This window comes from Kitasatospora sp. NPDC058184, from assembly GCF_042883725.1.
Classification (GTDB): Bacteria; Actinomycetota; Actinomycetes; order Streptomycetales; family Streptomycetaceae; genus Kitasatospora.
Genome location: NZ_JBHVVE010000011.1, coordinates 17,148 through 40,846, shown reverse-complemented (window position 1 = coordinate 40,846; position 23,699 = coordinate 17,148). Strand labels below are relative to the sequence as shown.

Below are 23,699 nucleotides of genomic sequence, written 5' to 3'. Positions count from 1 at the left end.
CGTCAGCTCACGAGAGAACCGAGGAACATGGCGAAGACCAGCCTTCTGCGTCCGCTCGCGGTGGCCGCCGCCGGCGCCGTCCTGGTGGCGACCGGTGCCCTGCCCGCCGCGGCAGCCGGCCAGGACACCACCGACCCGACCGCCCCCGACCTCACCGGTGTGCGCACCGCCCTCCAGGCCACCACCGCGGCCGGCGCCCCGGGCGCCTTCGCGGTGATCAGCGACCACGGCGCCGTCGACCGGACCCGCTCGGTGAACGTCGGCCTGGCCGACCTGGACGGGACCCCGATGAACTCCTCGTGGAGGTTCCGGGTCGGCAGCAACAGCAAGATGTTCGCCGCCGTTCTCGTGATGCAGCTGGCGCAGGAGGGCCGGATCGACCTCGACCGGCCGCTGCGCGAGTACCTGCCCGCGGACACCCTGCCGGAGAGCTGGACCATGACGGGCCGCCAGGTGATGGAGCACCGGGCCGGCGTCTACGACCACACCAACGACCTGCTGGAGCAGGCCGGCGAGGAGACCACCAGCGCGTTCGAGGCGCGCATCCGCAGCACCGTGTACGACCCGCGCGCGCTGGTCGCGATGTCGGTCAGGCACGGCCTGCAGTCGACCCCCGGCAGCCGCTACTCCTACTCCAACACCGACTACGTGCTGATGGGCCTGGCCGTCGAGCACCTCACCGGCCAGACCTTCCCGGAGGTGCTGAACGAGCGGATCATCCAGCCGCTCGGCCTGCACAAGACCTCCTTCGTGGTGCCCGACCAGGGCATCACCGGCACCCACGTCACCGGCTACCTCACCAACGACGACCGCACCAAGCCGCTGCTGGACTCCACCGCGCAGACCGGCTCCTGGGTGTGGGCCGCCGGGGCCGTCATCTCCGACGCCGGGGACCTCGACCGCTTCCTCACCGCGCTGATGGCCGGCGGCAAGGGCGGGCTCGTCTCGGACGCCTCGCTCCAGCAGATGACCGCCGCCCTGCCCACGCCCACCGCGAAGATCGCCTACGGTCTGGGCCTGCGCCGCATCTCGCTCTCCTGCGGGGACGTGTACGGCCACGGCGGCATCGTGCAGGGCTTCAACACCCAGTCCTTCACGACCCCGGACGGGCGGCGCAGCGTGGTGGTCTTCGCCAACGCCTCCAACAACGGCGCGGTGACGCAGGGCCTGATGAACACCCTGGAGCCGGCCTTCTGCGGCAAGCAGCCCACCGTCGCCCCGCGGACGGCCTTCGCGCCGGCCTCGGCCCCGGTCGACTCGGCCCCGGTCGACACGCTGCCGGTGGTGGAGGACACCCGGATCTGACACCGGCCGTACGGCCCGCTCCCGCCTCCGGCTCGCTCCGGTCCGGCCGGGGGCGGGCGTTCGGCGTGACGGGACGCGGCCCCCGGAGGGCACCCGGTCGGTGCCGGACACGGCCCCCGGAGGGAACCGGTCAGTGCCGGGCGCCCGCCCCCCGGGGGCCCTCCGCGCTCAGGTCGGTGAGCGCCTCGGTGAGCAGCTCGCGGGCCTCCTCGGCGCGACCCTGCTCGATCAGCGCGGTGCCCAGCTCGGTCAGCGTCTTGGTCATGCTGTCCGGGCGGCCCACCGCCTCGAAGTGCACCAGGGCCTGCCGGTAGGCCTTCTCGGCGGCCGGCCAGCGCTTCAGTGCCGCGCGGTCCAGGCCCAGTTCGTGCGCGGTCATGGCCGCCAGCAGGTGGATCAGCGGCGAGGACCAGCGCTCCACCAGCTCCAGCGCCCCGGCCAGGGCCCGCCGGCGCGACTCCACCGCCTCCTCCGCCCGGCCGGACTCCCGCAGGCAGTTGGCGGCGCCCCGCAGGGTGACCAGCCGGCCGATCATCGCGGAGCGGTTGGCCACCTCGGCGAAGGCGTCGGCCGCCCGGTGGAAGGCGTCGGTCGCCTCGCGGTGCCGCTGGAGGTAGCGCAGGCCCGAGGCGAGGTAGGTCAGCGCCCAGCCCTGCTGCTCCCGGTCGCCCACCGCGCGGGCCAGCTCCAGCCCCTCGGTGGCCAGTTCGATGCCGCGCTGGTAGCGGTGCAGGCAGGTGACGTACGTCCAGGCCAGGTAGTTGACGTGCACCGCCTCCACCCGCTCGTCCCCGATCGCGCGGGCGGCGTCCGCCGAGAGCTGGAACACCTCGGCCCAGATGCCCCAGCTCAGCAGCCGGTCGGAGAACCAGTGCATCGCCTCGGCGGTGTCCACCACCTCCCGGTGGCGGCCGGCCCGCTGGGCCTGCTGCAGGGCGGCCAGCCACTCCGGGTGCTCGTACTCCAGCCAGGCGGCCGCCTCGGTGAGGTGCGCGGGGGCGGTGCCGCCGGTGCCGGTCGCGTCCGTGGCGTGGTCGGGGTCGAACCGCAGGCCGTACTCGGCCGCCCGGCCGAGGATCCAGCGGCCGGCCCGGGTGCGGGCCTCGGCCAGCTCCTGGCCCGTCTCGTCGGCGGCCAGCCGCTCGCCGGCGTAGAGCCGCACCAGGTCGTGCAGGCGGTAGCGGTCCGGGGTGGCCGCCTGCATCAGTCCGGCGTCGACGAGCTGTTCCAGCACCAGTTCGGTGCGGGCCGCCGACCGGCCCGCGTAGGCCGCGGCGATCTCCGCGGTGAAGTCCTGGCCGGCGGTCAACGCGCAGCGGCGGAGGACGAGTTGGGACTCGGCGGGCAGCCGCCGGTAGGACAGCTCGAAGGCCGGGCGGACGGCCAGGTCGCCGGTCTCCAGCAGGTCCAGCCGGTTCTCCTCGGCGGCGAGCTGGCGCACCAGGTGGGCGACCGGCTGCTGCGGGCGGGCGACCAGGCGCTGCCCGGCGATCCGCAGCGCGAGCGGCAGGTAGCCGCAGAGCCTGGCCAGCTCGGCGGTGGCGTCGGGCGCGGCCTCGATCCGCTCGCGGCCGGCGATCCGGGCCAGCAGCCCGGCCGCCTCGGCCGGGGCCAGCACGTCCAGGCTCAGCCGGTGCACCGACTCCAGGCCGGGCAGCACGTTGCGGCTGGTCACGATGGTCACGGCCGGGCCGGAGCCGGGCAGCAGCGGGCGCACCTGGCTCTCGTCGGCGGCGTTGTCCAGCACCAGCACGAGCCGCCGCTCGCGGACCAGCGCCCGGTAGAGGCCGGCCCGCTCCTCCGTCCCGGCGGGCACCGCGGCGTCGGCGACGCCCAGGGCCCGCAGCACCTGCCCGAGCGCGTCCCGGGCGGGCAGCGGCTGCGGGGACATGCCGCCGAGGTCGAGGGAGAGCTGGCCGTCCGGGAAGCGCCCGGCCAGGGCGTGGGCGGCGTGCAGCGCGAAGGAGGTCTTGCCGAGGCCGGGCTGACCGCTGACCAGCACCACGCGCGGGTGGGCCGGGCGCTCGTCCTCGGCCAGGCGGGCGAGCAGGGCGAGGGCGTCCTCGCGGGCGGTGAAGTCGGCGATGTCGCGGGGCAGCGCGAGGGCGCTCTGGCCCAGCTCGGCGGGGATCGCGGGCGGGGCGTCGTCGCGGGCGCCGGCTGCGCGGACGGTGGAGTCGGCGGAGGCTTCGCGCGGGGCGGGCCGGCCGGGCCGGGCCCGGCCTCCGGCGGGCGTCAGGGCCGGCCGCGCCCCGCGCGGGCGTCCGGACTGCGCGGCCCGGTCCAGCAGGTCCGCCTGCGCGCCGCCCAGCCCGAGCGCCTCGGCCAGGGCCCGTACGGTGCGCCGCTGCGGTCCGCGGGTGCGGCCGCGTTCCATGTCCCCGAGGGCGCGCAGGCTGACCCCGGCCGCCGCGGCGAGCTCCTCCTGGGTCAGGCCCGCCGCCACCCGGTGCCCGGCCAGCAGGCGGCTGAACTCGTTCGCGTCCGTGTCCGTGCCGCCCCCGGCCGCCATGCCCCGCCCCCACTCGCTCGGTCCTGCGCAGTTCCGCACTTCTGCCTGGAGTCGCCTCCGGCGGTTCGCTGCGGTGCGCTCCAGGCAGAAGTATGCCCCGGCGGACAGGTTCCACCTATTCCGCCCTCTCCCGGGGCATCCGCCCAGGTCAGGAGGGACGAGTACGGGCGGGGCGGCGGGGCGGGGGCGGTTCCGCGAGGGGCGGGACGCCGGTAGTTCCGCCTGTGGTTCCGCTGGTCGAACAGCGGATTCCCGCCACCGGCGGCCGGCCCCGGTCCATGCCGGCCCCCTGCGCCGGACCTCCACCCCGGCCTCCTGCGCCGGACCTCCACCCCGGCCTCCTGCGCCGGACCGTTACGCCGGCCGTCTCGCCTCCGCGCCCTCGACCGTGCGCCCGAGGGCGTCCAGCAGGTCGGCGAGCAGGTTGTGGGAGCGGGCTTCGAGGGCCGGGTCGCCGACGGTGCGGCCTAGGGCGACGGCGAGCCGGGCCGAGGAGAGCGCGGCGTCCCGGCGGCCGAGCGCGTGCAGGGCACGGGCCCGGCTGTGGGTGGCGAGGACGGCCTCGGCGCCGCCGGAGCGGGCGGTGGCGGCGCGCACCGCCTCGTCGGCGTGGCGCAGGGCGGGCCCGGGGTCGTCGGCCAGGACCAGCGCGTCGGCGAGGTCGGTGAGCGCGCGGACCAGCAGGTGGTCGGTGGCGGGGGTGCGGGCGGCGGCGACCAGGTCGCCGAGCATGGGCACCGCCCGCTCGTACCGGCCGGCCCGCAGCAGGGCGGCGGCCACCCGGCTGCGGCAGTGGTGGCGCAGCGCCGCATCGCCGGACCGGTCGGCGGCCGCGACGGCCCGCTCCAGGGTGTCGGCGGCGGTGCGGTGGGCCGCGCGGTCGACGTGCAGGACGGCGAGGTCGGTGGCGAGCCGGGCCACCGCCGCCTCGTCCCGGTCGGTGTGGGCGGCGCGCAGCCCGGCCTCGACCACGGCCCGCCAGTGCGTCCGGTCGTGGCCGGTGGTCTCGTACAACCGGCTGGCCCGGTGGGCGAGTTGCCAGGCCGCGGCGGGCCGTCCCTGCTGCTCGGCGCAGACCACCACCGCGCGCAGGGCGCTCTCCTCGCGGCGGAACCAGGCCCCCGCGCCCACGGTCGCCGCGCCCCCGGCCGTCCAGCCGGCGGTGACGTCGAGGTAGTGGGCGATCAGCCGGTCGAGGGCGAGGAACCGTTCGTCGCAGGTGAGTTCGGCGGCCTGCGCGGCGGCGTGGCGGCGGACCAGCTCGCGCCGGGCGTACCGGCCGGGGCCGCTCTCCTCCAGCAGGTGGACGGCGTCCAGCCGGGTCAGCAGGGTGCGGGTCGCGGCGGACGGGAGGTCGGCGAGGGCGGCGGCGGTGGCGGTGTCGAGTTCCGCGCCGGGGTGCAGGCCGAGCAGCGTGAACAGCCGGGCGGCGTCGGGCGCCAGTGTGCGGTACGTCCGGTCCAGCGCGGCGGTGAGGCCGAGCGGGCCGCCGGCGGTGCCGGTGCCGGAGAGGGCGGCCGGACCGGTCTGCTCGTCGGCGAGTTCGGCGGCGAGGTCGGCCACGGACCAGTCGGGCCGGGCTGCCAGCCGGGCGGCGGCCAGGCGCAGCGCGAGCGGCAGGCGGTCGCAGCGCTCGGCGAGTTCCGCGACCGCCTCCGGCTCACCGGCCGTGCGGTCCTCGCCGAGGACGCGGGCGAGCAGGGCGGCGGCCTCCTCGGGGCCGAGCACGCCCAGCGGCAGCGGGATGCCGCCGGTGCGGACCACCAGGTGGCGCAGCCGGCTGCGGCTGGTGACGATCGCGACCGGAGCGGGCTCGCTGTCGGTGGCCGGCGGGTCGGGCAGCAGCGGGGCGAGCTGCTCGTAGGAGGCGGCGTCGTCCAGCACGACCAGCATCCTTCGGCCGCCGACCAGTTCGCGGTAGCGGCGGGCGCGGTCCTCGGGGTCGCGGGGCAGGGCGTCCGGGGCCGTACCGAGCGCGGTGAGGAACTCGCCGAGCACCTCGGCGGGTTCGCGCGGCCCGTCCGGGTCGAAGCCGCGCAGCTCGGCGTGGAGGACGCCGTCCGGGAAGTAGGCGTCGCCGCGCCGGGCCGTCCACTGCCGGACCAGGCTGGTCTTGCCGACCCCGGCGGGGCCGGTGACCAGGATCGGGCGGCCGTCCCGGGCGGCGGGCAACACCTGGTCCAGCCGGGCGAGTTCGTCCGTCCGGCCGACGAACCGGCGGTCGGCGGCGGGCCGGGCGCCGGACTGCTCGCCGGCCAGGCGCAGCTCCGGGCCGGGCGGCCGGGAGAGCCGGGCCACCGCGCGCTCGTAGCGCTCCCGCGCCTCGGCGCTCCGCCCGTCCTGCTCCAGGCAGCGCACCAGCCGGGCGGCCAGCGTCTGCCGGGCGGGGTGGCCGTCGGCGGCCTCGGCGAGTTCGGCGGCCAGTTCGCCGCCCCGGCCGTCCCGGAGCAGGCCGTCGGCCAGCCGTTCCAGGGCGCGCAGCCGCAGGTCGGTCAGGTACGGGAGGGTCCGCTCGCGCAGCAGGGCGGAGCCGCAGTCGGCGAGCGCCGGGCCGCGCCACAGGTCCAGCGCGGCGCGCAGCAGGGGCGGGGCGCCGTCCGCCGGCGCGGCCTCCACCGGCGCGGCCTCCATCGGGGCGGGCTCCGGCGGGGCGGTCCCCGGCGGGGCACCGTCCAGCGGGGCGGCGGGCTCGGGGAGCAGCACGCCGGCCTGTTCGCAGAGCCGGCCGAAGCGCAGCACGTCGACCCGGTCGGGCTCACCGGCCAGCAGGTAGCCGGCCCCCCGGGTGCCCAGCTCCAGCCCGGAGCCGTCCAGCAGTTGGCGCACCGCGGCGACGTGGCCCTGCAGGGCGGCCCGCGCGGTGGGCGGCGCGCAGCCCTCCCAGACCAGCTCGATCAGCTCCTCGGTGGCCACCGTCCGGTTCAGCCGTACGGCGAGCGCGCTCAGCAGCGCCCGGCGCTTGGGGGCCGAGGGCGTCACCGCCGTCCCGTCCTCCCGCCGCACCACCACCGGCCCGAGCAGATCGATGTGCACGCGCCCGTTCCCCTCCCCCACCATCCGTCGACTCCCCGGCTGGTTCGAGGATAGGGCCGACCGGGCCCTTGACGTCGGCCGTACGGTACCGGGCCGGTACGACACCGGCGTCGCGTCCGCGGCTTCTGGCCGGGCGGCCACCGCCGCACGGCCCCGCGCCCGCCGCTCCGGACGGGCCAGGCATCGCCGCACGGCCCCGCGTCGGCCGTCCGGTGCAACCGTCACCGGCCCCATCGGCATCCCTCTCAGGGGTGCCCCGTGGAGCCCGGTCGGACCGGGGGTGGGCGCCCCGCGCGGGCGGGCGTCCGAGGGCGGGAGCAGCCGTCCGGCGTGGACCGGACAGGTTCTCGCACTACACTGCTCCACCCCGAGGGCCGATGGCCGCTTCGGGTGTGATGTGCGGTTTTGGGGCGAGGTGGGGGGTACCGGTGCGGATTCGGCTGCTCGGGCCGGTGGAGTTGCGGGTCGGGGCGGACGGCTTCGCGAGCGTGGCGGGTGCCCAGCGGCGGGCCGTCCTGGCGATGCTGGCGCTGCGGTTGGGGCTCGTGGTCACCATGGACCAGCTGTGCGAGCTGCTCTGGGACGAGCAGCCGCCGCCCACCGCCCGGGCGGCCGTGCAGGGGCACGTCGCCGCGCTGCGGAAGGTGCTCGCCGACACGCCGTTCGAGCTGCACACCCGGGACTCCGGCTACCTGCTGACCGGGCCGGCCGACGCTGTGGACGCGCTGCGCTTCGAGGAGCTCGCCGGCGAGGCCGAGGGGCAGGCCGGGCTCGGCGACTGCGCCACGGCGGTCGCGCTGCTGGAGGAGGCGCTGCGGCTGTGGCGCGGCGAGGCGCTGGCCGACCTGCCCGAAACCCCCCTGCGGGACGCCGCGGTGGACCGGCTGAGGCAGTCCCGCACGGCCGCCCTGCTCTGCTGGGCCGGGCTGCGGCTGGGCCAGGGCGCCGGGGCCTCGGCCGTGCCGCTGCTGAAGCACGGGGTGCGGCTGGACGGGCTGCGCGAGGAGCTGGTGGCCATGCTGATGCGCTGCCTGCACCAGGCGGGCCGGTCCGCGGAGGCGCTGACCGCCTACCACCAGGCCCGGGTCCGGCTGGACGACGAACTGGGCATCAACCCCGGCCCGGCGCTGCGCGCGGCGCTCGCCGAGGTGCTGGCCGACGACCGTACGGCGGAGCCGCCGCCCGCCGCTGCGCCGGCCCCCGGAGCGGCGCCGCAGCCCGCGCCGGTGCCGCGCCGACTCCCCCGCCGCCACCCGGACTTCGTCGGCCGCACCACCGACCTGGCCCGCCTCGACCTGGCCTGCGGGACCGGCCGCGCCGGGGACGGCCCGGTGCTGGTGGTCGGCCCGGCCGGGGTCGGCAAGAGCGCGCTGGTCACCGCCTGGGCGCACCGGGTCGCCGACCGCTTCCCGGACGGACTGCTCCACGCCGAGCTGAACGGCCTCGCCCCGGACGGCCCGGCCCGGCCCGAGGCCGTCCTGGCCGGCTTCCTGCGCGCGCTCGGCGTACCGGAGGACGGCGTCCCCGAGGGGCGCGCCGCCCGGGCCGCGCTCTACCGCGAGCGCACCCGAGGCCGGCGGCTGCTGGTGCTGCTGGACGACGCCGCCGACGCCGACCAGGTCGCCGACCTGCTGCCCGCCGGCCCGGCCGGCACCGCCGTGGTCACCGGCCGGGGCTCGCTGGAGAGCCTGGTCGCCGTCGAGGGGGCCACCCTGCTGCGCCTGGCCGCACTGCCCGAGGACGACGCCCTGCACCTGCTGGAGCGCGCCCTGACGCCCGAGCGGCTGCGCGCCGAGCCGGAGGCCGCCGCCCGCCTCGCCGGGCTCTGCGACCACCTGCCGCTCGCCCTGCGGATCGCCGCCGCCCGCCTGGCCGACCGGCCGGACCGGACGATCGCCGGGCTGGTCGCCGAACTCGCCGACGAACGGACCAGGCTGGCCGTCCTGGACGCCGACGGCACGCTCTCCGTCGCGGGCCGGCTCGGGCTGACCCACCGCCGGCTCTCCGAACCCGCGGCCGAACTGCTCACCGCCCTGGCCGCCCACCCCGGCCGCGAGGTGGACACCCCGGCGGGCGCCGCCCTGCTCGGCAGCGACACCGCGACCGCCCACCGGGTGCTCGGCGAGCTGGCCTCCCACCACCTGCTCACCGGCACCGCCCCCGGCCGCCACGCCCGGACCGACCTGGTCCGGCTGTACGGCGCCGGGCTGCTCGCCGAACGGCCCGAACAGCACCGGCGGCTGCTGCGCGACCGCCTGGCCGACCACTACCTCACGGCCCTCGGGCACTGCGGGTCCTTCCTCGACCCCGGCCAGGAGGACACCGCCCCGCCCGCCGGTCCGGCGCAGGCCCTCCCGGCCGTCGGCGACATCCGCACCGCGCTCGACTGGTTCGACGCCGAGGAGCCGGCGGTCTCCGCGCTGGTCGCGTCCCCCGACACCGACCCGGCCCGGGCCTGGCGGCTCGCGCTGACCTGCGGCTCGCTCTACTACGGCGCCAGCCGCTTCACCGACTGGCTCGCCAGTGCCCGGCTGGGGCAGGCCGCGGCCGAACGGTGCGGCGACCCCGTCGCGGTCGCGCTGCTGCTCAACTGCCGGGCGCAGGCCCTGGTCGCGCTGGAACGCCGGCAGGAGTCCGCGGAGGCGGCCCGGAAGGCGGTCGCCGCGGCCGAGTCCGCCACCGGGCCCGCCGCCGCGTCCGCGCACGTCCGGGCGCTCGCCACGCTGGCGCTGGTCACCGCGATGCTCGGCCACGCCGCCGAGGCCGAGCGGCTGGCGGCCGCCGCCACGGCGCTCGCGCTGGAGTCCGGTGACCGCCGCCGGCTGGTCGACGCCAAGGTGCACCAGGGCTGGGTGAGCCTGGCCGCCGGGGACCGGGAGGGCGCCCAGCGCCGGTCCCGGGAGGCCCGCGAGCTGCTGCCGGCCACGCCCGTCACCCAGGTCCACCTCTGGTCGCTGCTGACCGAGGCGCAGGCCCTCGCGCCGACCGTCCGCGACGACGCCGCCGACCTCGCCTGGCACCGGCTGCTCGCCGCCTGCGAGGAGGCCGGCCTGCTGTACCTGCACGCGGTGGCCGAACAGTCCTACGCCGCCTACCTGTTGGCCCGGGGACGGGAACCGGAGGTGCGCGGCCGGCTGCGCACGGCGCTGGACCGCTTCCGCTCGCACGACCGGCAGGCGGGCCACTGCAGCGAGTTCACCACCAGCCTGGAGGAGTCGCTCAACCTCCGCACCGGCCGGCGGGCGACGGACGACTGAACCGGACGGTCGGCGCGAGGGGCCGCGCCCCGGTCGGCCGGTGCTCCTGTCCATCCGGAGCCGGACGGCCCCGTCAGCCGGCCGCCGAGGCCGCCCCGCGCACCGTCGGGGCGTACCCGTGCTCCGTCGCCAGCACCGGGCGCAGCGCCCGGATCGCGTAGAAGTTGCGGGACTTGACCGTCCCCGGCGGCACCCCCAGCCGGGCCGAGGCCTCCAGCACCGAGCGGTCCTTGAGGTGGAGTTCGACCAGCACCTCGCGGTGGTGCTTCTGCACCCGGCGCAGCGCCAGCGCGAGGTCCCGGGCCACCACCACCTGCTCGTACGGGTCGTCGGCGACCGGCCGGTCCTCGACCGTCTCGCCGATCACCTCCTTGGCGCGGGCGGCGGCCATCCGGTAGTGGTCGATCGCGATCCGCCGGGCGACCGTGAACAGCCAGGGCCGGGCCGCCTCCGCGCCGGCGGCCAGCGCCTCCGGGTGCTGCCAGGCGCGCAGCAGGGTCTCCTGGAGGATGTCCTCGGCCTTGCCGCGGTCCCCGCCGGTGGCCCGCAGCAGCGCGCGCAGCAGGTAGCCGCCGTGCAGCCGGTGGATCTCGGCGAGCACGTCGGGGTCGAGGGTCGGGCGGGCCGGGGCGGTGGCGCCCTCCGGCGCGGCGGCCGGACCCTCGGACGGCGGGGTGACGGACGTGGGCTGGGCGACGGACGGCTTCGACACGCGCTACCTCTCAGGTCGGGCAGGGGGCGCAGCACGGGCAGGGGACGCAGCACGGGCAGGGCGTGCTGGGCACCGCCGGAGATCCCCGGCGGTGGCTGCACCAGCACACTGCCGGAGCCCGCCAAGTCCGCACCAAGGATCCGCCAACGCCCCCGCCCGGGGCACTCGGGCCGCCCCCGAGTGCCACCGTTGGCGGGCGCCGACGACTGTTGGCCGGTCGTTAGCGGCCGTGAGCTGCGGCTTCTTCCCCACCGCCCGGTTCGGCGCCCGGCCCCCCGCCGAGCGCCGTACCGGGCCGCGGTGTCAGCCCTCGGCGAGCGCCCCGAGCAGCTCCCGCACCCCGTCCTCGCCCCGGTGCTCGATCAGCACCGCGACCCAGCCCGCCAACAGCTGCCGCTCCGCCGCCGACCACACCGGTGCCGACGGGTGCTCGTCCACCACCAGCGCCGTCGCCACGCCCAGCAGCCCCGACTCCGGCCGCGGCCGCTCCTCCGGCGCCGCACGCAGCGCCAGCCGCCGGGCGACCGCGATCACCCGCTCCGCCGCCGCCTCGGGCACCGCCAGCCCGGCCGGCCCGGCCGCACTCGGTGCCCCGGCCCGCACCAGGGCCGCGACGAACTCCCGCGCCTCCGGCCCGTCCGCGGCCATGCCGCGGCCCTCCCCCGTCCCGTTCACGGGACTCACGCTCCTTCCGACTCGGTGACACTCGGCGGACGCCGGGTGCCACCCGATGACGGTACCGATCGGTAGCCGGTCGGGCGGAGGGTTTTCTCGTTACGGGCCTCCCGAAGCGACAGGGGGCGCGCCGTGCGCCCTGTTCCGCTCAACGGGCCCTCCACCACCAGCGGTTCAGCTGAACCGGAGGGTAGCCTTCAGCCGTACTCCCGGCTGTACGGGTAGACCGTACGGTCGGCCGGACCGGAGGCACCCGTCCGGCGCACCAGGGACCGGGAGGTCGTCCGATGGCTTACTCCGACGGCACCGCGGGCGCGGGCGGCACCGCCCAGGCCGCACCCGACTACTCGCCGGCCGTCTGGCCCGAGCCCGTCGCCCTGCTGCCCCCACTGCCCCGGCTGCCCCCGCGCCCGCTGGACCCGCTCGGCACCGTCCTGATCCCGCCCGCCGAACGGCGGCCGTCCACCCGGGAGCCGGCCGTCGGACCGTCCTCGGCGGCGCCGCTCCCGTTCCGGCCGCCGAGCCCGCCTACCCCCGCACCGCTGCCCGCACCGCCCGTACCGCGCCTCGACTCCGACCGCCCGCGCAGCCTGCGGCTCGCCCTCCCCGGCGGCGGGGAGGCACGGCGGCGGCGCCTGCTCGACCGCGTCCGGGCGCCGCTGCGGACCCGCCACCGGATCGCCGTCCTGGGCGGCCCCGCCGAGGGAGCCGCCGCCCTCCTCGGCGCCCTGCTCGCGGAACACCGGGCCCACCCGGTGCTCGTCCTCACCACCGCCGGGCCCGCCGGGAGCGAATGCCGCACGGGCGGCCGGGTGCTGCGGTCCGTACGGCCGGACCCGGCCGCCCTGCGGGAGGCCCTCGGCGAGGCCGACGGCCACTACCCGGTGATCCTCGCGGACACCACCGGCGCCCCGGCCGAGGTCCGGCTCGCCGCCGTCGAACACGCCGACCGGCTGCTCCTCTGCGCCCCGGCCTCCGCCACCGGAGCCCGCACCGCCGACGCCCTCCTCGACCACCTCGCCGCCCTCGGCCACCACGGCCTGGCCCGCGGGGCGGTCGCCGCCTTCACCCCCGCCCCGCCCACCGACCGCCCGGTCGCCGACCGCGACCTCCTCCCCCACTTCCGCACCCGCTGCCGCGCCGCCCTCACGCTCCCGGCCGCCCCCGCCGCCCTCCGCTCCCGGGCCCGCCTCGACTACCTGGAACTCGCCGCCCTCATCGGCGACGGCATGGCCGAGCACCGCTGATCCGACCCGAGCGCGCCGCCGCCAGGATGTCCGCCCGCTCCAGCAGGGTCACCGCCTCACACAACGCCGCCTCCGCCCGGTCGAGCGCGGCGACGAAGCCGAGCACCAGCTCTCTCGCCGTCGGCGGTTGTCGATCCGTCATCAGGGCCCTCCGTTCCCGTGCCGTGCCGCCCCTCACCCGCCGGGCGCATCCGGTCCCCGACGGGCCCTGACGGTCCCACGGCGCCGATCACCACAGCGAGCGGATTCCTCCCGTCAGGCCCTCGGCCCCGGCCGGACGACCGGCTCGGGACCGGCACCCCGTCGGCTCGCCTCCGCACGGCCCGGGCGCCGGCCCCGGGCACGCGGGGCCAAGGCGGCGGCCACCGCCGCCAGGGCGACGGCCGCGAGGACGGTGAGGGCGAGGAGGCCCGCCTCGATGCCGGCGCCGCTGTCGGGTGGGGCGGGGCGCGTGGTGAGGACGACCGCCGGGGTGACAGCGGCCACGGGGCCGACGGTGCCGTGGCCGTACTGATGGCCAGGGCCGCGGGAGGCGGCGGCTTGCCGGTCTTCGGCCGGCTGGTCGACGGTCAGGTCCGGGCGGTAGCCGAGGACGGCGGCGGCCGAGCCCGGGTCGGCCGCCGCCCGGGGGCGGGGCGGCGGCGTGGTCACGCGAAGGTGCCGAACCGTTCGGCCGGGATGTCCTGCGGCAGCAGCAGGCTGAGTTCGTCCAGGTCCACCACGTCGACCCGGGACAGCCGGCCCGCCTGCCGGGTGACCATCGCTTCGAGCACCTGCCGGGCGAACCGGCCGTTGCCGAAGGAGCGGTCGCGCGGGACGGCGCCGAACAGGGTGCCGAGTGCGGCCAGGGTCTCCGGCGTGCAGGTGTAGCCGGCGGTCTCGGCCCGCGCCCGGACGATGGCGACGAGTTCCTCGTCCGCGTAGTGCTCGAAGGTGATCTCCCGGGAGAACCGGGAGGCCAGGCCGGGGTTGGAGGCGAGGAAGCCGCGCATCTCCTCCTGGTAGCCGGCCACGATCACCACGACCTCGTCGCGGTGGTCCTCCATCAGCTTCACCAGGGTGTCCACCGCCTCCTGCCCGAAGTCCCCGCCGCTGCCGTCGCGGGGCGTCAGGGTGTACGCCTCGTCGATGAACAGCACGCCGCCCCGGGCGCGTTCGAAGGCGTCCCGGGTGAGGTGGGCGGTGTGGCCGAGGTAGCGGCCGACCAGGTCGGCGCGGGCGGTCTCGACCAGCCGGCCGGAGGGCAGCACGCCGAGTTCGGCGAGGAGTTCGCCGTACAGCCGGGCGATGGTGGTCTTGCCGGTGCCGGGCGGGCCCGAGAACACCAGGTGGTGGCCGAGGGGGGCGGCGGGCAGCCCGGCCTCGACCCGGCGCCGGGACTGGCGGGTCAGGTTGACCAGGTCCTCGACCTGCTCCTTGGCGGCGGCGAGGCCGACCATGGCGCGCAGCCGGTCGAGCAGGCCGGGCTCCCCGGCCCACCCCTCGCCGGCGGCGGCCGGGGCGAACTCCTCGCCGACGTCGGCGGGCAGCAGCCGGGTGAGCGCCGCGTTGTCGAACTGCTCCAGTTCGGCGAGCCGGGAGGCCTGCCGGTCGACCATCTCCTCGAACACCTTGCGGGCGGCGCGGCCGTTGCCGAACTCCGCGCCCTTGGGCATCCGGTCGAAGTGCGCGGCGAGCGCCTCCCGGGTGCCCTCGGCGAGCTCGTAGCCGTGTCCGCGGGCGGCCTGCTCGACGATCGTGGCGAGCTCGTCGGCGCGGTAGTTCCGGAACTCGACGGTGCGGCTGAACCGGGAGGCCAGGCCGGGGTTGGAGGCCAGGAACCCGCGGATCCCGGCCTCGTACCCGGCGACGATCACCACCAGGTCGTCGCGGTGGTCCTCCATCAGCTTCACCAGGGTGTCGACAGCCTCCCGGCCGAAGTCCGGGCCGGCCGCGCCGGAACCCGCCGACAGGGTGTAGGCCTCGTCGACGAACAGCACCCCGCCGAGGGCCTCCCTGACCACCTCGGTGGTCTTCAGGGCCGTCCCGCCGACGACCGGGGCGACCAGGTCGGCCCGGGCGACCTCGACCAGGTGACCGCTGCGCAGCACGCCGAGTTCGGCGAGGATCGCCCCGTAGAGCCGGGCGACGGTGGTCTTGCCGGTTCCGGGCGGACCGGCGAAGACGAGGTGCCGGCTCATCGGCAGGGCGGGCAGCCCGGCCTGCTCGCGGCGGCGGGTCAGCTTGCCGAGGTTGACCAGGGTGGCGACCTGCTCCTTGACGCCCTCCAGCCCGACCAGGGCCCGGAGGACGGCCTGCGGGCCGACGGCCTCCTCCGCGGGGGCTACCGTACCGTCGCCGGCGGCGTCCGCAGCGACGGTGGTGGTGGCGACGGCCGCCGTGCCGCGGGCGTCCGGCGAGCGGTTGTCCCGGCTGTCGAGGTTCTCCACCACGAGGCGGTCGGTCGGCGCGGTCTGCCACAGCCCGGCGCCCTGGTTCCCGGCGGCCGTGCAGTCGGTGAGCCGGACGGGCTCCGCGGACTCGGAGCGCAGCCCGTCCACGGTGTTGTCGCCGAGCCGGCAGGAGGTCAGGGTGGCCCGGGAGCCGGGCAGCAGGTGCAGCCCGTGCCGCCGGTTGCTCCCCAACCGGGCGCGGGTGGCGGCCAGTTCGCCGCCGCGTTCGACGCTCGCGCCGTCCAGGGCGTTGCCGGTGGACTCGACGTCGCGCAGGATGGCGACGCCCCCGGCGCCGACCGAGATCCCGCAGGACCCGCTGCCGCGCACCAGGCCGCCGCCTAGGTGGGTGTGGGCGCCGTCGACGATCCGCACCCCGTGCCGTCCGGCGTCCACGACCGTGACGTCCTCCAGCCGGCCGCGCCCGTCGCCCAGCACCTCGATCCCGTGGCGGCCGGCGGCGGTGACGGTGCCGCGGCACAGCAGCGGGTCGGCGCCGTCGCGCACCACGATGCCGACGCCGGCCGCGCGGCGGACCTCCAGGCGGTCGAACTCGGCGGCGCTCCCGCCGGTGAGTTCGACGCCGTCGGTCCCGGCGTCGCGCACCACCGTCCGCAGCAGGCTGGGCCCGGCCGACCCGCCGACGTGGACGCCGACCCCGGCAGGGGCGGTGACCTCGCAGTCCTCCAGGGTGCCCCGGGCCCGGCCCGCGATGTGCAGACCGTACCCCTGGGGGCGGACGGCGCGGCAGCGGCACAGCAGCGGGTCGGTGCCATCGGTGAGGACGTAGCCGTGGCCGCGCACGGCGGTGACGGTGCAGTCCTCCAGCACGACCCGGGCGGCGGAGCCGACGAAGACGCCGAGCGCGCTGTCCCGGATCGCCGTGCGCAGCAGGCGCGTGCTGCTCCGCTCCTCCAGGGCGACGGCGGGCTTGTCGGTGCCGGAGATCTCACAGTCCTCGACGACGCCGCGCGCCTCGCCGTTGGCGCACAGGCCGTTGCCGCGCGCGTCGCGCAGCACGCAGCGCCGGACGGTCGGGTCGGCCCGCTCGCCGATGACCACGGCCGAGGTGCCCAGGTGCTCGACGACGCTGTCCTCGATCACGCTGGAGCCGGTGGAGGTCTCCACCAGCCCGGCGCCGGCCGGGTTGGTGACCCGGCTGCCGCACATGGCGAGTTCGCCCGGCCCGCGGGTGAGCACGGCGGTCCAGGCGTTGCCGATCACCTCGCAGTCCCGCACGGTGAGGCGGCCGCGCGGGACGTCGACGGCGGGCAGCTCGTCGTCCTGCCCCTGGAGCACCAGACCGGTCAACCGGACGGCCTCGGTGAGCACCTGGACCACCGAACCGCGCCGGGGGCTGATCCGCACACTCCCCCGGACGTCGGCGGCGGTGATGCTCACGGCCTTGGTGAGCACCAGGTTCTCGTCGTACCGGCCGGGCCGGACCGAGATCACCGCGCCGCCGCCGGCCGCCCGGAGGGCCTCGCCGATCGTCCGGTAGGAGCCGGGTTCCCGCTGCTCCGCGCAGACCGTCAGCACCGGGCGCGACATGCCTGGGGTTCCCTTCGTCGTGGGGCGTTGTGGTTCGGTCGCTCGGTGGTTCGGTGACTCAGCGGCTCGGTGGCTCGACGGGTCCGGGCCCCGGTGCGCGCCGGGGTCAGGCCGTGCAGGTGGCGCGGACGGCGCTGGCGGCGTGGTGGGCGCCGCTGGAGCCGCCCCAGTCCACACCGCGGCTGTGCAGCGTGACGGAGATCGGGCCGCGGTAGGTGAACGGCCCGTTGTTCACCCAACTGCCCCGGCTCGCCGTCTGGTTGATGGTGAACGAGCCCACCTGGCCGCCGCCGCTCTGCACCGTGTAGGTGCTCGGGTTGCCGCCGACCTGCTTCACGTCGCCGCTGGCCGGGATGTAGACCGACAGGGTGCAGCTGGTGACCTTGTCCACGGTGAAGGTCCAGACGACCGAGTTGCCGTTGTCGTCCTTGTTGGCGTTGCCGGACATCGGCATCGAGGCGTAGGTGCCGTTGCAGCCGTCGCCGCTGTAGCCACCGGAGTTGTTGCGCCAACCGCTGCTGCCCTGGTCGAACCAGCCGTTGGTCTTGTACTGGCCGCCGCCCGAGCAGTACGGGCCGGCGATCACGGTGACCGGTGCGGGCGGCTTGGCCGCCGGGGGCACGGGCTGCTGGGGTGCCGACGGGTTCGGAGCCGGCTTGTTCGGAGCCGGCTGGTTGGGGGCCGGCTGGTTCGGCGCCGGGTTGGCCGCACCGCCGCCGCCCGTGCCACCGGCGGCCGGGCCACCGCCGCCCGAACCACCCGAGGCGGCGGCCGCACCGCCCTGCGCGCGATCGCCCCCACCGCCCGAACCCGCGCCGCCCCCAGCGGGGTTGGCCCCGACGCCGGGAGGAGCGGCCGCACCGGCACCGCCCCCGCCACCGCCGGCACCGCCACCAGCGCCGCCACCGGTGCCGTTCGGGGCCGAGGCCGCCTGGTCGCCCGACGCCGGTGCGGCCGAACCGTCCGGCTGCGGTGCCGCCGAGCCCGACTGCCCGTCGGGCGCGACGCCGCCGGCGGTGCCACCGTGCTCGTCGAAGCCGGGGACGTTGGCGGGCGGGGCGTCGGCCTGGGCCGGTCCGTGCGGGTCGCTGCCGCTGCGCTGGGTCACCATCACGGAGGTGCCGACCAGCACCAGGCCGACGGCGACGGCCGCGGCGATCATCGGACGGGAGACCCGGCCGGTGCGCGGCCCAGGGTCCCCCGGACCCACGGGCCCCGCGGGGGCCACCGGGCCGACGGGCGCCGTCGGGCCCTTGGCGGGGGACGGCAGGGGCGCCGGCCCGATACCGGTCCCGGCCGGGGGCCTGGCTCCGACCGTGGGCTTGGACCCGGACGCGGGCTTCGGTCCGGTTCGCGCCCCGTTCGTCGCGGCGCCCGTGGCCCTGGAACTGACACCGACTCCGGCGCCGACACCGGCGCCCGGCTGCACGGGCAGCACCGCCGTCTCGGCGCTCGCGGACCTGGGCCCGGCCTCGGACTTCGGCCCGGGCCGTGCCCCGTTCGTCGCAGCGCCGGTGCCCCCGGCACTGACACCGATACTGGCACCGCCATTGGCGCCGGCGCCCGGCTGCGCGGGCCGCACCGTCGGCGCGGGGCTCGCGGGCTTGGACCCAGCGCTGACACCGGCCTCGGCGCCCGACCTCGCGGGCGGCACCGGCGCCGCAGGGCTCGCGGGCTTCGACCCGGCGCCGGCCTCGGGACCGCCACCCAGCCGCGCGGGCGGGACCGTCGGCGCAGGGCTCGCGGGCTTGGACCCGACCTCGGGCTTCGGACCGGTCCGCGCCCCGCCCGTCGCAGCGCCCGTGGCCCCGGCGCTGACACCGGCACCGGCACCAGTGCCGGTACCGCCACCGGCGCCCGGCTGCGCGGGCGGCGCCGCCGTCTCCGCGCTCACGGGCACCTCCGGCGGCTTCCCCTGGTCCGCCTCGGCCGCCAACGCCCAGTTCACCGCCGGGAGCCGGAAGCCGCCCGGCCTCCGCTCCGGCCCGCCGCGCTGCTCCTCGCCCACCATGCATCCCCTGTGCTCGATGACACTCCTGTGGGGAGCTACGGCCCGCACGGCCGAACCGGTTCAGCCGAAATCGGCGCGCCTCAGGCCCGACCGTCCGGACCGGCTCCGCGCCCGCCACCGGCCGGGTCCCACCCCGCGCCCCTCCCGCCGATCACGTCCCTGTGTTCCGTCCGACGGCCGGCCGCCCGTGCGGGGTTCACCGGGTGGTTCAGAAGGACCAAGAGAGCGGCTCTCCGGTGTACGGGTCCAACCGCTCCTCGATGCGGCGCCGCTCCTCACGCCAGTGGACGAAGTGCGGGGACGGATCGCCCCAGAGGGAGGCGTCGCTGAGCGGACAGCGGTCGAAGCCCTCGGTGAACAGGCGGCGCAGGAACTCAACCATCCCGCAGTCGTAGAGCTGCCAGTTCGGCGACCCGTGGCGCTCCCACACCAGGACCGGCCACCTGTCGGGGTCGTCGTCGACCGTGAGCCAGCCGAGGATGTCCGCCCCGCAGCTCACCCCCCACGCGATCACCGAGTCCGGCCCGGCCTCGACGCCGGCCGGCCCGCCCTCGGTCGACCAGAGGCTCCGCAGGATGGCGGTCTCCCCGGCCGCGCTGCCGAAGCCCGGGCCCTCGGGCGGCTCCGTGCTCGCCTCGGGGGCCAGGACACCGAACGCCTCGTCGATTCCACCGGCCCCGTACGTGGCCATGAACGCCACGTAGTCGGCGGGGAACCGGACGCCCCAGGCCTGGCCCACCGCGGCCCAGTCCACCTGCTCGTCGGCGCCGTCGTGCGGCGACATGACGGCTTTCAGCGCGGCGACGGATGCTTCCCCTGCTTCCATGACCCCTCCTGTGGTCCGGCTCCGGGACGCACCGTATCCGGCCCCACCGACAGTCAGTCGGCGGGGCCGGAGCCGACGCCCAGGGCGAGGGCGTAGCGGGAGGGGTCGGCGGGGCGGACGCGGTCGGCGGGGGCGACGGCATCGCGGCGGGCGAGCCAGGTGCGCAGCCGCTCGGGGCTCGGGCGGACGCCGCCGATCTCGTGGAGCAGGACCCGGGCCGGGCGGCCCTCCTCCGGGTCCGCCGGCTGGACCTCGACCACCTCGAACTCCGCGCCCGGGACGAAGACCACCATGGGCGGGTCGCCCGGCTCGCCGAAGGCCGAGCTGCGGCGGCCGCCGACGGACCAGATGGCGAACTCGATCCCGACGTCCTCCCCCAGGTCCGCCTCGGGCACCGCCAGGGCGGTCACCGGGGCCCGCTCGGTCAGCACCGTGCCCGGGGCGTACGCGGCGAGGTCGCAGGCCTGCGCCGGACCGGCGACCAGCACACCGCCGTAGTACCCGGGCAGCCGCCGCAGGCCGGCGGCCAGGCAGCGCAGGTACGGGCCGTAGCGGCCGGGCTCGCCGGAGCGGGCCGCCTCGAGGAGTTCGGCGCGCGGGGCCAGGGGGCCGGAGTCGCCGGCGTGCAGCAGGAGGGCGACCAGCTCGGGCCCCTGGTCGCCGTCCTCCGCCTGGGCGCGCAGGGCGGGCAGCCGGGCGGCGACGTCCTCGGCCCGTCGGGCCAAGGGCTCGTAGGCGGAGCCGAGTTGGGCGACCAGGGCCTCGCCGTCCCCGGCGGGGGTGGCGGGCTCCGACGGCTCCGGCTCCGGGGACGGTTCCGGGGCCGGGGGCGTCGCAGCGGGCACCTCGGGCTCGGGCTCGGGCTCGACTTCCGGGGCCTCGGCGACCGACTCCTCCACCTCAGGCTCGGACAGCAACTCTGGCTCTGCTAGCGGGACTTCGGCAACCGACTCCTCAGGCTCCTCCACGACGACCTCAGGGGCCAATATTGTTCCCTCATGGGCCTCCCCGGGAGCCTCCGCCGCCAACGCCCCTTCCGAAGTCGGCACCGTGGCGACGGGCTCCGGAGCCGTCACCGGCTCGGAACCGAGCACGGCCACCCGCCCCTCCGCGGCCTCGACCGCCTCCTCGCCGACCCAGTCCAGCCCGTACTGCCGCGCGCAGAACCGACCCACCGCGGCCGACTCCACGTCCAACACCCCCGCCACCACGAGCGCGAGGCGTACCGGCCCGGCCGGGAGCGAGCCCAGCACCGTACCGAGGTGGTCCCAGACCGCGTCCGGAACCGGGCGGCCCGGCGTGCCCACGACCAGCACGGGCTGGGCCGGGTCCGGCCGACGCAGCCGGGGGCCCCGCTCCGGGGTCGCGGCCGGGCGCAGCCACAGTCCGGCCGCCACCGCCTCCACCTCCCAGCCGGGAAAGGCCGGGTAGCGCGCCGCCCCGAGCACCGAAGGCGGCGCGGGGAGAGCCGGAAAACGGCCCGCCCCAGGGGCCGCGGGCGGGCCGGGGAGAGCCGGGAAACGCCCCGCCCCAGGCCCCACAGCCGGGCCCGGGAAGACCGGGAAACGCCCCGCGCCGGGGACCGGAGGCGGGCCGGGAAAGGCCGGGAAGCGGCCCGGACCGGGCCCCGCGCCCGGGCCGGGGAGAGCCGGAAAGCGCTCCGTCCCAGGGCCCACACCCGGGCCGGGCCCGACGCGCCAGCCGACGGCGGTGACGGTGCGTTCGCGCGGGCGGGCGGACAACTCGATGAGGTACGGTTCCCAGCCCTCGCCCCCGTCCGGCGCCACGTGGACGTGCCGCACTCCGCACCCGGGCGCCCCCGGCAGGCCCGACCTGGCCACCGGCACGCCGATCGCCGCCCGCACCTCCTGCCCGAGCGAGGCCGCCAGCACGGCGGCCGTCTCGATGAGTTCGAGCGGCGCGGCCCACGGCGCGCTCAGTGCGAGGTACTCCCGATGGGGCGCCTGCTCCTTCAACAGGGTCGCCGCGCTGGCCAGTTGGGCACCGCTGGGCAGTGACCGGGCGGGCGCGCCGATGATCATCAGCAGCCGGTCGCGCGGTGCGAAGGCCCGGTCCAGCACGGCGGGGCGGACCGGTCCCACCGCCGCGTCGGTGATCCAGTACGCCCCGCCGGCCAGCGGGGTGATGGTCGCGTCGGCGGGCCAGCGGCCGCCGAGCGGCTCCGCTCCCCCGCCGGGCCGGCAGCGCCACCACGTCCCGTCCACGGCCGGCAGGGTGCCGTCCGGCTCGACGCTGACCACCGTGTCCGGTGCGACGACGGTCAACCCGCTGCGCCGGGCGAGCAGTTCGGCGGGCCGCCGGCCGTCGGGGCCGACCGCGGCCAGTCCGGAGGCGGCCAGCACCAGCACGTCGGCGTCGCGCCCGCGCGCGGCCCGGGCGAGTTCGTCCAGCGAGGCGAGCAGGACGGGCGCCGCGTCCTCGGCGGCGGCGAGCAGCAGCAGCGCCCCCGGCTGGGCGCGTACGGGCGCCAGCGCCTCGGCCAGTCCGTCGGCCTCCGCGCCGGGCGGTGCGATCACGTAGTGCGCGCCGAGCGCCCGCAGCGTCGAGGCGCCGACCGCCTCCGGGGCCTCCACAGCGCCCATCACTCCTCCTCCGCCGGGCCCGTCGTGGCGCCCCGGGTGGTGCGCCGGGTGGGGGTGTCCGGTGCCTCGGGCTCCACCCGCAACACATCCGGGACCGGCCTCGTCAGCACGACCGGGTGCGCCCGCACCTGGTCGCGTCGGGACTGCATCCACTTCCTCCCGGGTTCCTCGCGGACGCGCCCGCCGCTTCGCGGACGCACCGCTGCGCGCCCACTACGGTCCTACGGCCCCCGGCACCGGCCCGGTTCAGCGGCCTCCGGACCGGATTGTCGGACCCCTCTGCCACACTGCCCCCGGACGCACGGATTCGAAGGGGGTCCCTCATGACGGCGCTGTGGATTCCCCCGGTGTACGGGGACACCGGGGCCTCGGTCCGGCTGCTGCGTGCCTACTTCACCCGGCTGCGGGCGAAGGGCGACCACTACTACACGGGCGCCCACTTCGAGCGGCTCGCCGGCGGCGGCGACCGCCCGGAGACGGCGGACGCCTTCACCGCCGACGACCTGCTCGCGATCACCATGCTGAGCGTCTCGGTCGAGCCGCACGGAGCCGTCGAGCTGCTCACCGACCCCGACGGGCACTGGGGCCGGCTGCTGTCCGCGATCCCCCGCGACGCCCGACTGGAGGACCCGGCCAGTGCCCCGCTGATCGCCCCCGGCGGGCCGGCCGCCGAGCTGTGGGACCGGCTGGCGAACCCCCGCGCCGCGTACCCGGGCAAGCCGGACGGGGTCGGCCCCGTCGTCGCGGGCAAGCTGCTGGCCCGCAAGCGGCCGCACCTGATACCCGTCTACGACATCCGGGTGAAGGCGCTCTTCCGGCGGCCGAAGGTCGACACCACCTTCTGGTCCGCGCTGGCCGACGCCCTGCGCGCGGACGGCGGGGCGTTCCGCGCCCGGCTGGCGGAGCTCCGCACGGAGGCCGGGATCGGCGAGGACATCGGCGTGCTGCGGGTGCTGGACGTCATCGCCTGGATGCACCAGGGCGAGGCCGGGCAGGCGACGGGCTGACCCCGCGTCCCGCCACCGGGCGGACCTCCGCCGAGCGGACCTCCGCCGAGCGGGTCCGGGACCGACGGCGGCGGGCGCGGGGACCAACGGCGGCGGGCGCGGGGACCGCCTCCGCGTCAGCAGTTCGTCAGCGGAGTGTCGGCAGCCGTCAATAGCCCGTCAATCCGGAGCCCGGTGCCCCCGGACGGCCCGAAGCTGGACGGACCACGCCTGCACGACCCGCAGGTCGCTCCGGAGGTGAGCCGCATGTCCGTCCTCGCTGCCTTCCATTCCGACGTCCCCGACGCGCGCCGCCAGGGCCACGGCCTGCGCGGCGCCTGCGCGCGGGTGCTGGACCGGCTGGCCGCCAGCCCGCTCGACAGCACCGTGCTCGGTGCCCTGGGCGCGCCCCGGCCGGCCGCCCGTCCGGCCGGTCTGCGCGCCCGCTGGCACCCCGTGCCCCGGCCGGACGGCACCACCGCCCTCGAATCCACCTGGCACCCGGACCGCTGACCCTGCCCTCCCGCGCCCGATAGCCGCCGAGCACGG

At 77.6% G+C, this 23,699-nt stretch carries 16 protein-coding genes; 5 read left to right on the top strand and 11 right to left on the bottom strand.

All coding sequences use genetic code 11. The annotated features are described in order from the left end of the window. Positions 1 to 27: 27 nt before the first annotated feature. Positions 28 to 1,305 carry a serine hydrolase domain-containing protein gene (locus ACFVXH_RS21885; RefSeq protein WP_387826255.1) on the top strand — a complete coding sequence of 426 codons (1,278 nt, stop codon included), beginning with the start codon at positions 28 to 30 and terminating at the stop codon, positions 1,303 to 1,305. Between the two features lie 130 nt (positions 1,306 to 1,435). On the opposite strand, the gene ACFVXH_RS21880 is transcribed toward ACFVXH_RS21885, so the two are convergent. After that, positions 1,436 to 3,817, bottom strand: a complete 2,382-nt coding sequence (locus ACFVXH_RS21880; RefSeq protein ID WP_387826252.1) for an ATP-binding protein — start codon at positions 3,815 to 3,817, stop codon at positions 1,436 to 1,438. 354 nt (positions 3,818 to 4,171) lie between these two features. Beyond that, positions 4,172 to 6,850, bottom strand: a complete 2,679-nt coding sequence (locus ACFVXH_RS21875; protein WP_387826249.1) for a BTAD domain-containing putative transcriptional regulator — start codon at positions 6,848 to 6,850, stop codon at positions 4,172 to 4,174. A gap of 428 nt (positions 6,851 to 7,278) precedes the next feature. Here ACFVXH_RS21875 and ACFVXH_RS21870 point away from each other — a divergent pair, with 428 nt between their 5' ends. Continuing rightward, on the top strand, positions 7,279 to 10,107 hold the full coding sequence (locus ACFVXH_RS21870) for a BTAD domain-containing putative transcriptional regulator (RefSeq protein ID WP_387826246.1): 2,829 nt from the start codon (positions 7,279 to 7,281) through the stop codon (positions 10,105 to 10,107). Between the two features lie 73 nt (positions 10,108 to 10,180). Here the strand turns inward: ACFVXH_RS21870 and ACFVXH_RS21865 are convergent, their stop codons facing one another. Both ACFVXH_RS21865 and ACFVXH_RS21860 read right to left on the bottom strand, forming a co-directional pair. Then, entirely contained in the window at positions 10,181 to 10,819 is a 639-nt protein-coding gene (locus ACFVXH_RS21865) for a sigma-70 family RNA polymerase sigma factor (RefSeq protein ID WP_074004942.1), read from the bottom strand. 303 nt (positions 10,820 to 11,122) lie between these two features. After that, positions 11,123 to 11,494 carry a hypothetical protein gene (locus tag ACFVXH_RS21860; protein WP_074004943.1) on the bottom strand — a complete coding sequence of 124 codons (372 nt, stop codon included), beginning with the start codon at positions 11,492 to 11,494 and terminating at the stop codon, positions 11,123 to 11,125. A 287-nt stretch (positions 11,495 to 11,781) separates the two neighbouring features. Here ACFVXH_RS21860 and ACFVXH_RS21855 point away from each other — a divergent pair, with 287 nt between their 5' ends. Further along, positions 11,782 to 12,741, top strand: a complete 960-nt coding sequence (locus ACFVXH_RS21855) for a hypothetical protein (protein WP_387826243.1) — start codon at positions 11,782 to 11,784, stop codon at positions 12,739 to 12,741. Here the strand turns inward: ACFVXH_RS21855 and ACFVXH_RS21850 are convergent. From ACFVXH_RS21850 to ACFVXH_RS21820, 7 genes are all read right to left on the bottom strand, one after another. Next, complete coding sequence (locus ACFVXH_RS21850; protein ID WP_387826240.1) at positions 12,710 to 12,883, bottom strand: hypothetical protein; 174 nt, start codon at positions 12,881 to 12,883, stop codon at positions 12,710 to 12,712. The genes ACFVXH_RS21855 and ACFVXH_RS21850 overlap by 32 nt on opposite strands. A 113-nt stretch (positions 12,884 to 12,996) precedes the next feature. Beyond that, positions 12,997 to 13,392 (bottom strand): hypothetical protein, encoded by a 396-nt coding sequence (locus ACFVXH_RS21845; protein ID WP_387826237.1) that lies wholly within the window; start codon positions 13,390 to 13,392, stop codon positions 12,997 to 12,999. After that, positions 13,389 to 16,724: a right-handed parallel beta-helix repeat-containing protein gene (locus tag ACFVXH_RS21840; protein WP_387826234.1), complete on the bottom strand. Its 3,336-nt coding sequence runs from the start codon at positions 16,722 to 16,724 to the stop codon at positions 13,389 to 13,391. The genes ACFVXH_RS21845 and ACFVXH_RS21840 overlap by 4 nt, the downstream gene beginning before the upstream one ends. Positions 16,725 to 16,830: 106 nt before the next feature. After that, positions 16,831 to 17,886: a hypothetical protein gene (locus ACFVXH_RS21835; protein WP_387826231.1), complete on the bottom strand. Its 1,056-nt coding sequence runs from the start codon at positions 17,884 to 17,886 to the stop codon at positions 16,831 to 16,833. A gap of 1,057 nt (positions 17,887 to 18,943) precedes the next feature. Then, entirely contained in the window at positions 18,944 to 19,561 is a 618-nt protein-coding gene (locus tag ACFVXH_RS21830) for a hypothetical protein (RefSeq protein ID WP_387826229.1), read from the bottom strand. Between the two features lie 53 nt (positions 19,562 to 19,614). Further along, positions 19,615 to 22,164 (bottom strand): hypothetical protein, encoded by a 2,550-nt coding sequence (locus ACFVXH_RS21825; protein WP_387826226.1) that lies wholly within the window; start codon positions 22,162 to 22,164, stop codon positions 19,615 to 19,617. Continuing rightward, the gene (locus ACFVXH_RS21820; RefSeq protein WP_159028590.1) at positions 22,164 to 22,313 is read right to left on the bottom strand and encodes a hypothetical protein; all 150 of its coding nucleotides are present in this window, start codon (positions 22,311 to 22,313) and stop codon (positions 22,164 to 22,166) included. Before ACFVXH_RS21820 ends, ACFVXH_RS21825 begins: the two co-directional genes overlap by 1 nt. 174 nt (positions 22,314 to 22,487) lie before the next feature. On the opposite strand from ACFVXH_RS21820, the gene ACFVXH_RS21815 reads away from it, so the two are divergent. Next, complete coding sequence (locus ACFVXH_RS21815; RefSeq protein ID WP_049657380.1) at positions 22,488 to 23,171, top strand: DUF6308 family protein; 684 nt, start codon at positions 22,488 to 22,490, stop codon at positions 23,169 to 23,171. 246 nt (positions 23,172 to 23,417) lie between these two features. Beyond that, complete coding sequence (locus tag ACFVXH_RS21810) at positions 23,418 to 23,663, top strand: hypothetical protein (RefSeq protein ID WP_147409344.1); 246 nt, start codon at positions 23,418 to 23,420, stop codon at positions 23,661 to 23,663. Positions 23,664 to 23,699 lie beyond the last annotated feature (36 nt).